At 37.6% G+C, this 14,963-nt stretch carries 15 protein-coding genes and 1 pseudogene; 8 read left to right on the plus strand and 8 right to left on the minus strand.

All coding sequences use genetic code 11. The features are described 5' to 3' along the window. Window positions 1-11 precede the first annotated feature (11 nt). Entirely contained in the window at window positions 12-707 is a 696-nt protein-coding gene (locus AC4CU0_RS07895) for a hypothetical protein (RefSeq protein ID WP_490742887.1), read from the minus strand. A 373-nt stretch (window positions 708-1,080) separates the two neighbouring features. Between AC4CU0_RS07895 and tssH the strand changes: the two genes are divergently transcribed. From tssH to AC4CU0_RS07925, 6 genes are read left to right on the plus strand one after another with little or no spacing between them, the layout of a single operon-like run. Beyond that, on the plus strand, window positions 1,081-3,753 hold the full coding sequence (gene tssH, locus AC4CU0_RS07900) for a type VI secretion system ATPase TssH (RefSeq protein ID WP_490742888.1): 2,673 nt from the start codon (window positions 1,081-1,083) through the stop codon (window positions 3,751-3,753). A gap of 19 nt (window positions 3,754-3,772) precedes the next feature. Then, window positions 3,773-4,903, plus strand: a complete 1,131-nt coding sequence (gene tssA / locus AC4CU0_RS07905) for a type VI secretion system protein TssA (RefSeq protein WP_180027198.1) — start codon at window positions 3,773-3,775, stop codon at window positions 4,901-4,903. A 5-nt stretch (window positions 4,904-4,908) separates the two neighbouring features. Beyond that, window positions 4,909-6,273, plus strand: coding sequence for a type VI secretion system baseplate subunit TssK (gene tssK, locus AC4CU0_RS07910; protein WP_180089499.1), 1,365 nt, complete (start codon window positions 4,909-4,911; stop codon window positions 6,271-6,273). 9 nt (window positions 6,274-6,282) lie between these two features. Continuing rightward, window positions 6,283-7,086 carry a type IVB secretion system protein IcmH/DotU gene (gene icmH, locus AC4CU0_RS07915; RefSeq protein ID WP_111885479.1) on the plus strand — a complete coding sequence of 268 codons (804 nt, stop codon included), beginning with the start codon at window positions 6,283-6,285 and terminating at the stop codon, window positions 7,084-7,086. A gap of 12 nt (window positions 7,087-7,098) precedes the next feature. Then, complete coding sequence (locus tag AC4CU0_RS07920; RefSeq protein WP_490742889.1) at window positions 7,099-7,770, plus strand: hypothetical protein; 672 nt, start codon at window positions 7,099-7,101, stop codon at window positions 7,768-7,770. Beyond that, window positions 7,767-8,723: a M15 family metallopeptidase gene (locus tag AC4CU0_RS07925; RefSeq protein ID WP_168379487.1), complete on the plus strand. Its 957-nt coding sequence runs from the start codon at window positions 7,767-7,769 to the stop codon at window positions 8,721-8,723. The genes AC4CU0_RS07920 and AC4CU0_RS07925 overlap by 4 nt, the downstream gene beginning before the upstream one ends. Before the next feature lie 45 nt (window positions 8,724-8,768). Here the strand turns inward: AC4CU0_RS07925 and AC4CU0_RS07930 are convergent, their stop codons facing one another. The 7 genes and pseudogenes from AC4CU0_RS07930 to AC4CU0_RS07960 form a co-directional block, all read right to left on the minus strand. Beyond that, complete coding sequence (locus AC4CU0_RS07930) at window positions 8,769-9,530, minus strand: alpha/beta fold hydrolase (RefSeq protein ID WP_490742890.1); 762 nt, start codon at window positions 9,528-9,530, stop codon at window positions 8,769-8,771. 176 nt (window positions 9,531-9,706) lie between these two features. After that, window positions 9,707-10,390: pseudogene (locus tag AC4CU0_RS07935) on the minus strand (MBL fold metallo-hydrolase); the annotation flags it as partial. Between the two features lie 218 nt (window positions 10,391-10,608). Next, the gene (locus AC4CU0_RS07940) at window positions 10,609-10,854 is read right to left on the minus strand and encodes a hypothetical protein (RefSeq protein ID WP_180128050.1); all 246 of its coding nucleotides are present in this window, start codon (window positions 10,852-10,854) and stop codon (window positions 10,609-10,611) included. A 43-nt stretch (window positions 10,855-10,897) separates the two neighbouring features. Further along, on the minus strand, window positions 10,898-11,629 hold the full coding sequence (locus tag AC4CU0_RS07945; protein ID WP_490743482.1) for an ATPase: 732 nt from the start codon (window positions 11,627-11,629) through the stop codon (window positions 10,898-10,900). 27 nt (window positions 11,630-11,656) lie between these two features. Next, complete coding sequence (locus AC4CU0_RS07950; protein WP_078193376.1) at window positions 11,657-11,917, minus strand: hypothetical protein; 261 nt, start codon at window positions 11,915-11,917, stop codon at window positions 11,657-11,659. A gap of 267 nt (window positions 11,918-12,184) precedes the next feature. Next, entirely contained in the window at window positions 12,185-12,577 is a 393-nt protein-coding gene (locus AC4CU0_RS07955) for a hypothetical protein (protein ID WP_490742891.1), read from the minus strand. A gap of 3 nt (window positions 12,578-12,580) precedes the next feature. After that, window positions 12,581-12,949 carry an immunity protein Imm33 domain-containing protein gene (locus AC4CU0_RS07960; protein ID WP_078190788.1) on the minus strand — a complete coding sequence of 123 codons (369 nt, stop codon included), beginning with the start codon at window positions 12,947-12,949 and terminating at the stop codon, window positions 12,581-12,583. A gap of 1,119 nt (window positions 12,950-14,068) precedes the next feature. On the opposite strand from AC4CU0_RS07960, the gene aroQ reads away from it, so the two are divergent. Then, window positions 14,069-14,524 (plus strand): type II 3-dehydroquinate dehydratase, encoded by a 456-nt coding sequence (gene aroQ / locus AC4CU0_RS07965; protein WP_078190789.1) that lies wholly within the window; start codon window positions 14,069-14,071, stop codon window positions 14,522-14,524. A 15-nt stretch (window positions 14,525-14,539) separates the two neighbouring features. Continuing rightward, on the plus strand, window positions 14,540-14,956 hold the full coding sequence (gene accB / locus AC4CU0_RS07970; protein WP_078190790.1) for an acetyl-CoA carboxylase biotin carboxyl carrier protein: 417 nt from the start codon (window positions 14,540-14,542) through the stop codon (window positions 14,954-14,956). Window positions 14,957-14,963: the final 7 nt, after the last annotated feature.

Genomic DNA, 14,963 nt, shown 5'->3' on the forward strand with positions numbered 1-14,963 from the left:
GCTTTTCCTTGTTATTTATTCTTCAATGTATCGAAAGGTGAACCACCAGTAGCAGGTTTTTTCGCTGTAGTCTGCGGTTTTGCTGTCGTGGTGGTTTTCTTTTTGCTTGCAGCTGTAGTCGTTTGTTTAGACTTGGTAGACGCTGTATTGGTTCGTTTTTTAGCTGGTGTTGTCTGTTTAGATTTCACATTGCTCGAAGATTCTGTACTTTTTTCACGAACATCTGCTGCAGCAGACGTAGATTTATCAATCGTCGGCTGAATATAACGAATATTATCCGACAACACTTTGGCAGGAGAATAGGTCTGTTCATCTAGAGTACGATTTTCATTACTCCGCATATGATTCAGCGCATTATAAGAAATAGCGATACCTGCTAAAAAAGTGACATCAGTAAGTTCAGGCGACTGATAGTTCTTTTCTCGCAGCAGATTGACCGCTTGCAATGCTTTTAAATTGTAACCATTAGCTTGATATTTTTTGGCAATATCTACAAAAATTTCATTTTTTAAGTTCTCATTTTTCTTATTTTTTTTGTCACATAACTGATTATAAAAACCAATAATCTCTGGATCTGTATCACCTACTGCCAGTGGATAATCCTTTAAACAGGATTTTTTCACAGATGCCGCTTTATCTTTTGCAAAAACGGTTTGTGTTAAACTGGCTGCTAAAATTATAGGTAATAAAACACTAAATTTATTCAAAATTGCCTCTGTATTTCTACGTGCTAAAACTTAATTTATGTGGAGAAATCACCACTTATTTTCCCGTGGGTTTTCTCTTCATTTATCAAAATTAAAAATATGCTGCAGATTTAACAAAAAATAAGCACATAGAGTCAATACAAAAATGTGCCAAATACTCCAAAGTTTGTCGACTATTTGTTTTTTTTTGTTTCATTTTATAAAAAAATCTTTTTCCTTTTTTTATTTAGTCTGTATTATATCGCCTAAAGCAAGACACTAATAATATATAAGGTGTTGATTTTAAAGTTTTTATTTTTATAGCAAGAAAAAAGAGATCACAGTCAAACTTGTAAAATTTCGTACTGTGGATTCTAAATTTGATGAGTTATTTATGAATAATTTAAAAGTTTTAATTACTAAACTTTCACCTCACGCCCGCATTTCACTCGAAAAGTCAGCCAATACATGTATTTCACAGCAAAATTATGAAATCGAAATTGAACATTTTTTACTCGAATTATTAACCTATAACAATAAAAATGACCTTCAAATACTCTTAGAAAAATACAAAGTTTCTGCAGATGGTTTGGCAGATGACCTCAAAGAAAGTATTGCTCAACTTCCAAAAGGAAATACGCGCACTCCTATTTTTGCCCAATCCATTGTGCGCTTACTTGAACAAGCTTGGTTATTAGCATCTGCTGAACAAGATCCACAAATTCGTAGTGGTCATTTACTTGTTGCGCTCCTTACCGCGCCAGATTTATACCAAATTGCAGCAAGAGCTTCTTCTCTTTTCGATTTATTACCTATCGATACGATTAAACATAAATTTTTAGATCTTTGCCTAAAGAGCATTGAAAATGAAGATTTAGCAACTGCATCACTAGATGAAAAATCAGCTGCTCAAACGAATGCAACTACGCCAGTTAAAACACCTGCTCTAGACCAATACACCATTAATTTAACTGAAAAAGCTAAAAATGGTGGCATTGATCCTGTGATTGGTCGTGAGTTTGAAATCCGCCTAATGCTCGATATTTTGATGCGTCGTCGTCAGAACAATCCGATTTTAACGGGTGAGCCTGGTGTTGGTAAAACGGCCGTTGTTGAAGGTCTGGCATTAAAAATCGCAACCAACCAAGTTCCAGATGCTTTAAAAAATGTCAGCATTCATACTTTAGATATGGGCTTGCTACAAGCGGGCGCCAGTGTTAAAGGTGAATTCGAAAATCGCTTAAAACAAGTCATTCATGAAGTTCAAGCCTCTGCACATCCAATCATTTTATTTATTGATGAAGCACACACGTTGATTGGTGCGGGTGGTCAAGCAGGTCAAAATGATGCAGCAAACCTGTTAAAACCGGCGCTTGCACGTGGTGAGTTAAGAACCATTGCCGCAACCACATGGGCTGAATATAAGCAGTATTTTGAAAAAGATGCCGCATTAAGCCGACGCTTCCAAGTAATTCAGGTTGAAGAACCGACTGAAGAAGTCGCAATCGATATGCTGCGTGCCATGATTCCCGTGATGGCAAAACATTTCAATTTACAAATTGACGATGAAGCTATCGTTACTGCAGTCCATGCATCACACCGTTATATCACTGGCCGTCAATTGCCTGATAAAGCGATTAGTGTCTTAGATACGGCTTCTGCGCGTGTTGCGTTAACGCAAAATGCACAACCTGTAAAATTGGATCAACTTCATGCTCAATTACATAATTTGAAGCTTGAATTGGCGATTCTTGAAAATGAACATAAGAATATTCCTATTCACCACGAACGCATTGAAAGTGTAAAAACACAAATATCCGCGCTTGAACAAGAAATTCAGTCGACAGAAACGCAGTGGAAAATAGAACTCGAAATCGTTCAACAGATTAAAACGCTTGAACAAGAGTCCGAGCAAAAACCAGAAAATATTGAAACTTTAAGCAATATTCGTAACCAACTGGCAACTTTACAAGGTCAAACGCCGCTGGTTTTTGAACGTGTGAATGCACAAATTATTAATGAAATCATTTCAGACTGGACCGGTATCCCAGTTGGAAAAATGGTGAATGATGAAATTCAGCAAATTTTGAAGCTTGAAACACAGTTAGAACAACGTGTGATGGGTCAAGATTATGCACTGCATCAACTGGTACAAGGCATTAAAACCTCCAAAGCAAAATTGGAAGATCCAAATAAACCTCAAGGCGTTTTCATGCTGGTTGGCCCAAGTGGTGTGGGTAAAACCGAAACTGCACTTGCGTTAGCAAACGAGTTATATGGTGGTGAGTCTCATTTAATCACCATTAACATGTCTGAATATCAAGAAGCACATACCGTGTCGTCTTTAAAAGGTGCTCCTCCAGGCTATGTCGGTTATGGCCAAGGTGGCGTACTGACAGAAGCAGTTCGCCGTAACCCATATAGTGTGGTTTTACTTGATGAGATTGAAAAAGCACACAGCGATGTTCAAGAATTATTCTACCAAGTATTCGATAAAGGGACTCTAGAAGATGGCGAAGGTCGTGTCATTGATTTTAAAAATACCACGATCTTATTGACTTCAAATGCTGGCTCTAGTGCCATTATGCAGGCTTGTTTAAATCAGCCAGTAGAAGAATGGCCGTCAGCAGAAGAACTTTTAGATGTATTAAAATCAGCTTTATATAAACAATTTAAGCCGGCATTTTTAGGCCGTATGCGTATCGTGCCGTATTTCCCATTGCACGATGATCTGCTTGTACGCATTATTCAGCATAAATTAGGCAAAATCACCGCGCGTATTGAAAAACAATATGGTACGCAAACACGTTATACCGATGATTTAGTCGAATTATTATTAAGTCGCTGTACTGAGGTCGATAGTGGTGCGCGTAATGTCGATAACATTTTAAATGCGACGGTCTTGCCTGCTTTAGCCACTGAATTACTCATGGCAATGAGTGAGCAAAAGATTCCATCGGTCATTGAAATCGATGTCAAAGACGATGAAATTATTTATGTTTTAGATCCTAAAAGTAAACCTGCGAAAAAACGCAGCAGCAAAAAGACTAAAACCTTAGAAGCATAAGCTAGGAACGATGTAGAATATGAGTTTAGAGCTCGACGCTTTATTGCAACCGATTACGGATGATTTACCTTGCGGTAGTGATTTTTCATTTTCCAATGATTTTCATGCAATTAAAAAAGCTAAAACACAAGATGACCCACTCTTGGATCAAGGCGACTGGATCGCAGAACCGAAACAAGCAGATTGGGGCTTTGTGCACCAAAAATCGTCAGATCTACTTCGCGAACAAACTAAAGATATTCGCTTATATGGTTGGTTGCTTGAAGCGTGGACTCACATTCATGGTTTTGAAGGGATTGCCAAAGGGATTGAACTTACACAAAAAAGTTTGCAAGACTTTTGGCTGCAGCTTCATCCTGAAATTGAAGATGATGACCTTGATCAACGTCTAGGTTTATTACAAGGGATAATTAATCAAATCCCAACATTAATTAAATCAGTTTCAATCGTTCATGGCGCGGCAGCTTATTCCCTATCCGACTATGATCGACTACTTCATGTTCAAAACCAAAGACGTAAATCCAACCATGAAGATGATGATCAAGAAGAGTCTTTTAATGGTATGGAACAGTTTGAACATGCCTTGTTCAATACGTCAAAATCAATTCAATACCAGTATTACCAACAGTTTTTAGATATTTTAAACCATTGGGAAAACTTAAAAACGACTCTTGATGATTTGATGGGTTTAGATGCGCCAAGCTTTGCTGGCATTGACTCTCAAATCGAAATGATTCACTTGAGCTTAAAAAAAATCTATAAAGCAGATGCTTTTATCAATTCATCGAGCGCTGAACAGGTTCAATCAAATTCTCCAATTGAAAGCCAGACACTTTCCACTGTAACTTCCGTGCAGAATGATATGCAAATAATACAACAACAGCATACACAGCAATTTAAACCTCAAGTGCAAAATCATCTTGAAAATCGTGAACAAGCCATGAAAGTCTTGCAAGATATTGCTGACTATTTTCAAGTGAATGAGCCGCATAGCCCTGTTAGTTATATGCTGCAAAAAACCATTAAATGGTCACAAATGCCACTGCATGAATGGTTAACCCATGTGATTAAGGATGAAAACCCTCTTGAAGCTGTACAAGAAATGCTAGGTGTTCAGCAACAAAGCAATGAATCAAATAGCGACTGGTAAAAACAATGTTTAAAGCAGAAAAAATTTTATGGGGCGAAGGATTATTTTTACGCCCACAACACTTTCAATTACAAGATGCTTATCATGAACAGCGTTTAAACCATACGGTTCGCGCAACGATACCGTTCGCTTATGGTATTCAAAGTTTAAATTTTGATGAATCACAACTCAGTACCAATACTTTGGCTTTGAATAAAGTTGAAATGATTTGGCAAGATGGCGAGATTTATCAAGCACCTGCACAAGACTTATTACCTGAGCCTGTACTGCTTGATTCATTAAATTTACGTGGTGAAATGCAAATTTATTTGGCATTACCGATCGTTCAACCGAATAAACGGAACGTCAATTTTGAAGAAAATACCCAATCGAGTCGCTATCATTCACATTTGACTGAAACTCATGATTTGTTTACAGATGCGACGGCTGCTGAAATTACCTTATTACGCCGCCGTGCAGAGTTTAAAATATTTGAATTAGGCCAAGAACCACAGCACAATCTTGATGGTTTTCTTTACATGCCTATAGGCCGAATCAAGCGCCAAAGTTCTGGTAATTTTGTTTTAGATTATCAATTTATCCCACCAATATTACATATTAGTTCATGTGATTCGCTAATTACTGGGCTTAAACGAACGCTCAATATCATCAAAGCTAAAATTAAAACCATTCAATCGAATAATCGTGAAAACGAACAAAAGTTAATTGAATTCCGTTCAGGCGATATTGTGTCGTTTTGGTTGGTTAATGCGCTGAATACTGCGCATGCGACCTTAAATCATTTATTGCAATATCCACTGATTCATCCTGAACGTTTGTATTTTGAATTATTGCGTCTGACAGGTTCCTTACTCACCTTCTCTACAGCTTATGAAGTAGATCGGCTTCCACAGTATCAACATCATAATTTGCAAGAAAGTTTTGCTCAATTAGATGTGATTTTACGTGAGTTGCTCGATACGATTATTTCAAATCGATATATCAGTATTAACTTGAAAGAAACCCGTCAATCCTACTGGGTGGGCAGTCTTGAAAGTGACAAAATTACTCGCGATTCGCGCCTGTATTTAGCTGTTTCAAGTAGTGTGATGCCTACACATGACATTATTTCTTATGTACCGCTGCGCTTTAAAGTCGGCAATACTGTCGATGTTGAACAGCGTGTCATGGCGGCATTACCTGCTGTTCCATTGCAACATATGATGCAAGTGCCAACAGCAATTCCAGTTCGTTCAGGTGTGAGTTATTTTGAAGTTGAGCCAAATAATGATTTGTATCAGCGTATGCTTGATTCTGAATCGATCTGCGTTTACATACCAGCTGGCTTCCAAGATATCTCGATTGAACTTATTGCAGTGATGAATGGTTAAGGAGCAATCATGAATATTTCAAATAATGCCCCTTCACTTTTTGACGATGGTCAAATTGGATTAGGCTCTTCAAAACCAAGTGCTGAACCGAAAATCAACAGTTCAACCAATTTAGTTGATCTACTACATGATGGTTTTTACATCGTGTTCTTACTCAAAAATCAATATGTTCCATCCAGCCCTGAAAGTTTCAGGACAAAAATTATGGATCTATTAAACCGATTTGAAAGCCAAGCCCGTAAGCTTCAATTCAGCAATGAAGATATCACGGACGCAAAATATGCCTATTGCGCTTTATTAGATGAAACCATTGTCACCCAACAAGATGCACGTTTTTTTGATTTACAAAACAATTGGATGATGAATCCACTGCAATTAAGTCTTTTTGGTTCACAACTTGCGGGTTATCGCTTTTTTGAAAATTTAGAGCAAATTCGTTCTAAGAATAAAGATCGCTTAGCCGCACTTGAAGTTTATCATTACTGCATGCTCCTTGGTTTTCACGGTAAATACCGACTTGAATCGATTGAAATGCTCAATTCACTCGTTGCACGTGTTGGCGATGAAATTGATTATATGAAAGGTAAAAAGGCGTTTTCGCCTTTCGCTGCATTGCCGGATCAAATTAAAAACATTATTCACCGTGAATTACCATTTTTTTGGATCATTATCTTTTGGGCTTTGTTTGCTGTATTAGCATTTGGTGGACTGAGATATATGTTATCTAGCCAAAATAATCAGGCGTTATCACAATATCAAAACGTCATAACTGCCCCATCGGAACAGGCTTATATCACCATTCATTTACCATAAGACTTAGACACCATGGCAAACGAAAAATCGAATAACGTTAGAATTTTACAGTCGACTCAAAAAAATAATTTACCGCCTTTAGCTCATGCTGCTATCGGCTTTCTTGTTGGTGCAGCGGTGATTATTGTTGTTGGCCTGGGATATTTTTATCTAAATTCTGACGATCAGCCTGCAAATGCAGAGATGACTACTTCTGCCCCAACTGAAAATAAAGCTGAAACTGAGGCAACCACTGCACCCCGTCAAAGTGAAAATGAGCAAGCTTCAGCTGAAAAAGCGCCGCAAACCGTACATACAACTGAAGAAAAAGATCCAGATAATGGTTTATATTCGAATGATTTAGCTACTGCTTTCAATCATGGCAATACGGCTAAAGTGACTCAGCCTGTTCAAGCTGTAGCGAATAACCGTTCGCCTTTTGAAATTACCCAACCGCAGCGCCCTGTTGTAGCTGCAACAACAACCGTTAAACAACAAATTCCAACTACATTAGTAAAACCAAAAGCTGCGCCAACAACAGCTAAGGTGACCAAACCTACAGAGCCTTCTACGAAAGCAGCAAAAGAAGATGAGCACTTTGAAGAGCCGATGGGCGGAACGCAAATTTCTGAAACCAAACGTCCGAAAGTGGTTGCTGCAACAAACACTGCTAATGCGACTGTGAGCGCTACAGTTTCCCCATGATCATCTTTTTGGTTAGTTGTTTCTTTGTCTTAGCACTGGTGACAGTGCTTTGTTTTTCTTATGAACTCAGAGTTAAAGTTCAGGATTTTTTCTTTCAAATCATTCCACAAAGTAAAAAAAGAATTCAGCACGCCAAAAATTTTGCTTATGAACTGAACTATGCAGCAGCACCACAACAAATTCAATCACACTGGCATTTACAACAATGGTGGATTTTATTTGCAGGCTTCTTACTGTTTGCCAGTATTTTATTATTTGCTTTTACTCGCCCGATTACTGCAAGTAAAGTGGAAGCTGATTATTTGCGTAAAGTCGACCCACAAATTTACGCCATGCTCGATGGACAGGTTTTAGATGCACCTCCTGAGGTTGAAGAATATCTTGTTCAAGAAGCGATCGCTGAAGAAGCAGCAATGATTGAGCAGCCATCTGTTATGGCCTCAAGCTTTAATCCAGAAGTTCAAGATATCCATACGCATTCATACTCTACGGATGTGCCTTCAGCAGATCGTAAATGGCATAAAATGAACCCTCGTTATAAGCAGCGTTTATTGATGGTGTTCAAAATCATGCGTGAACAACATGGCTATGAAATGATTTTGCTTGAAGGTTATCGTAGTCCAGAACGTCAAAATAATTTAGCCACCAATAAAAATACCACTCGTGCCCGTGGCTTCCAAAGTTATCATCAGTTTGGTTTAGCAGCCGATGTCGCCTTTAAACGCAATGGAAAAGTGGTCATTACTGAACGAGACCCTTGGGCTATGCGTGGTTATCAACTTTATGGTCAAGCCGCTGAGTCTGTCGGTTTAACATGGGGCGGACGCTGGAAATCCATTCAAGATTATGGCCATACAGAATATCGTATGCCAGGCCTGAAAAAAACTGCAGAGATGGCGGCACTACTCACCTCTGAAGGTCAGCTTCAAGCCAATAATATTTCAATTGAGTAATATTTCGATGTTGTGCCTTCAAAATATAATTGAAGGCACATTGTATTATTCTAGATAATTTTGTATTTGCTCTATTACTTCAGTTGTTTTTTCTGCATGTAACCAATGGCCTGCGCCTTCTATCTCTACAATTTTCGCATTTGGAAATTGTTGTTCTATCGTATTGGTATGTTCCACTTTTGAAATATAAGGTGACTCTCCACCTTTGATGAACAATACAGGCTGTTGCCAAGTATTTTCAATATTTTCCCAACCAATAATTTGGTCATATTGTTTATACAACGCATCTACATTAAACAACCATTGTCCTTTGCTAAAAGACTTGAGCAGAAACTGTATCACCATATCGAAATGAATATACTCACGCATAATTTCAACCGCTTGTTGTCTAGATTGAATTTGTGCATTTTGTACAGCAATCAAAGCTATAAATATTTCATCATGATGACGTTCCTGATATGCAAAGGGCGCGATATCCAATACAACAAGTTGCTCTACCCGCTCTGAGATTAAAGCCAATTGCATTGCGACCTTGCCTCCCATGGAATGGCCAATCACTGAAAACTTATCGATACCAATCGCATCTAATGTCTCAAGTACATCGTTTACCATCTCACGATAATTCATTTCTGTACTTTGAGGTGATTTACCATGATTTCGTAAATCAAGCTGAATGACAGAATGTGAATTTTGAAAAGCTCTGGCAAGCATCCCTAGGTTACTGAGGCTGCCAAATAAACCGTGAATAAAGACTAGTGGATGCGTTTCGCCCTCTAATTTTTGATGATATTCGTAATTTAGGATCATTTTTGAATACTTTGCTATGTTGATATAATGATGCCTAGTTGAATGAATGAAATCAAATGACAGTTAAAACTTATTGATCTTACTTAGGCTATTTTTAGGTGGCAATCAATTAACTTGCTTAGGCTATTTTATTAAGTGAAATAGCCAACCGCATTCAACCTAAAGGTTCTTTGTCTTTAATTTGCAGATTTAAAGTGATTAAAAGGAATTTTTAAATAGCGAATACCATTCCCTTCTGGTTTTGGAAATTTACCTGCATCCATATTGATTTGTATTGCAGGTAAAATCAGTTTTGGCATAGCCAAATTTGCGTCACGCTGAGTTCGCATTGTGACAAAATCTTCTTTTTTCGTACCAACGTGGATATGAATATTCTGCTGTTTTTGCGCATGCACACTGCTTTCGCAGCAGTATTTTGACCGGTTTTCTGGTAAATAGTCATGATATAAAAACACGCGCATTTCAGGTGCTAACTGATAAATCTTTTGTAGAGAGTCGAATAATACTTCCGCACTGCCCTTGGGAAAATCACAGCGTGCTGTGCCATAATCAGGCATAAATAAGGTATCACCGACAAACACAGCATCATCACCAACCACATAGCTCAGACAAGCAGGTGTATGTCCAGGCGTTGGAATGTTATAGGCATTTAACTCACCAATTTTAAATGCCTCATGATCTGCAAATTAATAATCAAATGACTGATGTGAATTAAAATATTTCACATCAAAATTATAAATAGCGCTGAATGTTTCCTGCACAATCTTGATGTTATGGCTCATCGCAATTTTACCACCAAGAACCTTTTTTAAATATTGAGATGCGGTTAAGTGATCTGCGTGCACATGCATTTCTAAAATCTATTATATGCTTAGGCTATTTTATTGAAGTAACCAACTGCCGTCAGTCTAAATATTCATTCTGACATGCCTTTCCTGATTGAAAAATTCAACGTTTCAAGAGTGTTTGATTAATTTATTTAGAAATAATTTATAAACTTGAAAAATCACGAAATATATCCTCGGAGATTTTTCAATATAGGCTGTTTATTATGAAGTTAATTCAAATAATAGATAATTTATAGATCAATACTGATATCGCTGAGTGCATCGCTCACCCACATTAAAGCATCTGAACCCAATTCTATAATATTCGAACCAATTTCAGCTAAGTCAGTCAAATCTAGAGAAGATAAAGGATCAGATGATGTACTATTTTTTTGCTGTTCTTGTTCAGCTTGCTGCTCAATGGCTTGATCAAGATTAGTTTGATCTAATGGAGATGAGTTTGAATGTTGTTGTAATTCATAGTCGTTATTTTGCATAGATTCATCCTGTTATTTTGTTTTATATGATATTCAGTTGACATTAATTTGGCTCAAACTCTTTAAGCACCTTATCTACAAACCACCACGGTAAACGCTGAATACCAGAATTCATCTTTAAAATTTCAGCTTGTTCAATTTCCGCAATAAAAGAAGCATGCTGTCCATCGGCAGAGTTATCAAATAAATAACTTCGATCCGTTGATTCTACCGCCTGCATTAACAAATCCATACTTCTATAATAACGTTCGCGAATTTTTTGTTCTGGAACACCATGTCCACCCATTTTCACTCGGTACTGAACACGTGAAATATTGATAACAGGATCAATAGTGGAAACATAATATAGATAGGTTCTAAAGCCTTTTCTTTTTGCTTCGCGTAGAAATTCCACCTTGGAAATATGGGACATCACTGTTTCAAAAGTAAAACTAATTTTTAGTTCTAAAAACTGCAAACGGATGTAATCGATAATTCTTGCACAAAGATATGAGTCAATCTGATCTGGATGAAACTCAATTTTCCACGGATCTAATATCTGAGGTTTACGTGCTAATAGCGGAATAAATTCTCCATCAGCGGGACGTTTTTTCGTATCGAGAAAGTCAATTAATGCTTCTGATTTTAAAGCGGAATGGTAATCCAACAAATTGAGCCGGTGTGAATGTTTCAGTTGAGCTTCGAGTTCATCCGCATTTAAATATGCCCCAATATGATGGGGCAATAAATATTCTTTAACTGTGCTTTTACCTGAACCATTTGGACCCGCGAACATTCTAATGCGAGGTTGTGGAGGCATGTATTAAACAATTTCCTCTGTTTTCTTTTTACGTTTTAAAATTTTTGGTAGATCATCCACTTGTACGAAGTCGGCTGATACATCTTTTATTTGTACTTCTTGACCATTTTGCAGACGTTGAACCAGTTGTAGACCTTTTACATAAACCACAGTAGATGACGCACTTGCTTGTTCAAAAGCATGGCGAAATGCATGGATAGCAAGGCTCGGGATCATATCGTCCTCATATTGGCTTGCTTTCATTACTGAAGTATAAGCTGTCATGTAACAACTCCTCAAACATCAAAAATAATGTGTTCAATCATCTTATCATACTCGCAATATTTGTCTATTTATCCATCAGTCATCCTGAGAAGAAATTGATAAAAATTCAAAATGCTTAAATCATTTGATTGTATTGCTCGAAAAGAATGTCGTATATGAGTCAATGTGTGTGGATGCTACATCATGAATCATGTAAAGGTTATCCACGTTAGATTTATCACCGAATAGAATCCAAAAAGTTTTAGAAGAAAAAGTTTACGTCTCAATTTATTTTGTAGGACTCGAACAAAACGCACTTTCGTTTAGTCCAGACGACTGCATACTTTGTTGCTGTTGTTGTAAATAATGCTGTGAAGCCACTTGCATTAGATTGGCCATTTCAAGAGCTGAATTTTGTTGAGAGATTTCTAAAATCTGTCGATATGCATTCAATCTTAAACAAAACGCTTGAGTTTGCTGCTGACCCGTTGCAGTAGATGCAGGGTCATCTAAAATGGCTTTGGTTGAATTAATTTGCTCAGTATATGCTTGTATCTGAGCATTATATTCAGCTTGAGTCAGTTGTGGAGTAACGGCTTCTTTCACATTTGCATGTATTACAGAAGAAGTAAACACAGAGAAAATAAAGACATAAAGTTTATACATCAATGGAGAATGCATAAATTAAGCCTCATCACCTTCTTTCCAGACATCTTCATAATCATCAGCATCGATCATAAAACGATAACCTACATCCAAAGCTAAATACGGTAGCACTTCAGGCACGACATCTTGCAGTTTACGCACAGTCATTGTTTCAAAGTTATCTGCGCCTTCAAGCTCCCCGCCATAAATATACCAACTGACATTTTCATCACCTTCTGCAGGCTTACGAATACCGACTATTGGATCTTTATTTAAGGTATGGACAGCCACAGCAATTACATCATCGCCCTGCACTTCTACATATGCAGAACCCACTTCTTCACATAAAAGTTTTTGTTCTGCAATCAGTTCTGCCAAAGGTGATGAATTTTGCGTATGTTTTGCCATGTTTGTTCTCAGGCCATATAGGTTTCGGGCATTCTACCGTGAATTACACTTATATAGATAAATTTTTTCCGTGCGAAAGCATTCGTGCCTTGTTTTATCAATTCATTTATAACAAAAGACTCAATGCTGTAGATTCCATGTAAAGGTATAAACAGGAATAAAGGAAACTTAATTTAAGACATATACCGCTCAAACACAGAAATAGACGAAAAAAAATAGAATCAACATTCTAACAGCAAGCTTCTTTACCACCACAGATTTAACTTTTGCCAATGCCTGTGCAAATTTGGACAAATACCCGATTTTCCAAACTTACATGATTTATGAAAGAAATCGTCAATGCCTTGCACGTTTCATAGATTCAAAACACTGACTAGAAAATACACAGGATGGTTAATACGCTTATATATAGGTCTATAAAGTATGACTTAGCTAGGCAATAAATGTTCATCATATCTAAAGCTGCCTACTTATAAGGAAATGCTCCCACAGAATATTTAATTCGCTAAGGCAAACAAAATATCTAGCTTGAGCCCTATCATCTATGAAAAAAATTTCATTGGCCTAGAAATATGCTTTATAAACCATAGAAAAAGTAACTATCTTTTAATTTTTATATACTTAGCACACAAACCTGATTTATTCTTTCAAATAACTCGATTGAAAACTGAGAACAATTTAGATTGCTTTACGCGTGAAATAAGTTAAACCTTAGAATTTTTAATACGCTGAATAAATACTATCTTTACGACTATGCATGCGTAGGCAGTTCAACTGACGATCTATAAGACAAATGTACAGGCCATCTCACCTTTCAGATCATTTGTACTGGTTATTGCTACACGAATGCACCACGATAAAGCAAGTTTACACAAAAGATATCAACAGTTTTAGCCAATTGGGTTTAAAATGATGCCCTACAATATAATGATAAAAAATGTAATCTTTTAACATTGCCAATTCTCTGCAAAGTTCGCATTATATAGCCCATTCTCGGCACATGCTTTTCACGTCAATTTAAAGAAATTATAAAAAAAATGTGGAATTTTATGCCATAATGAGCAAACTTTGCAGGTATCTTGCAAAGTAAATTTGCAACTTTTTATTGGAGCAGGCTGAATGAGCTCGACCATTTTGGTCATTCATGGACCGAATCTCAACTTACTGGGAAAACGTGAACCCGAAGTTTATGGCTATCTAACACTCGAAGATATTAACCAAAAACTGATTTCACAGGCTCAAAACGCTTCCATTTCTCTCGACACTTTCCAAAGTAATTGGGAAGGCGCTGTCGTCGACCGAATTCATCAAGCGCAACAAGAAGGCGTTCAATTTATCATTATTAACCCAGCAGCCCTAACACATACTTCGGTTGCTGTGCGTGATGCCCTCCTTGGTGTAGCCATTCCGTTTATCGAAGTACATCTATCAAATGTCCACGCTCGCGAAGCATTTAGACATCACTCCTATCTATCTGATAAAGCCGTTGGCGTTATTTGTGGTTTAGGTGCAAAAGGCTATGCCGCAGCACTAGACTTCGCCATCGAAAAAATTCAACCAACTTCTCAATCTTAATTAGGAATACTGTTCATGGATATCCGTAAAATCAAGAAACTCATCGATTTGATGATTGAATCTGACTTACAGGCGATTGAAGTTAAAGAAGGCGATCAATCGATTGCTCTAACTCGTCGCAATCCAGTAGTTGCTGCCGCTGCGCCTGCTATGGCTGCTCCTGCCGCTGCGCCTGCTGCACCTCGTTCACCACGTGGTGCTGTTGAGCCGTCTCCTATGGTTGGTGTGTTCTATGCTGCGCCAAATCCAGGTGAAGCACCATTTGTGAAAGTTGGTCAAACTGTATCTGCTGGTGAAACACTCGGTATCATCGAAGCAATGAAAATCATGAACCCAATTGAAGCAACTCAAAGCGGTGTAATTGAAGAAATTTTGGTTAAAAATGGCGAAGTGATCCAATTCGGTCAACCATTATTCCGCTATCGCGCTTAAGACCACG

This window comes from Acinetobacter sp. LipI_15, from assembly GCF_058242865.1.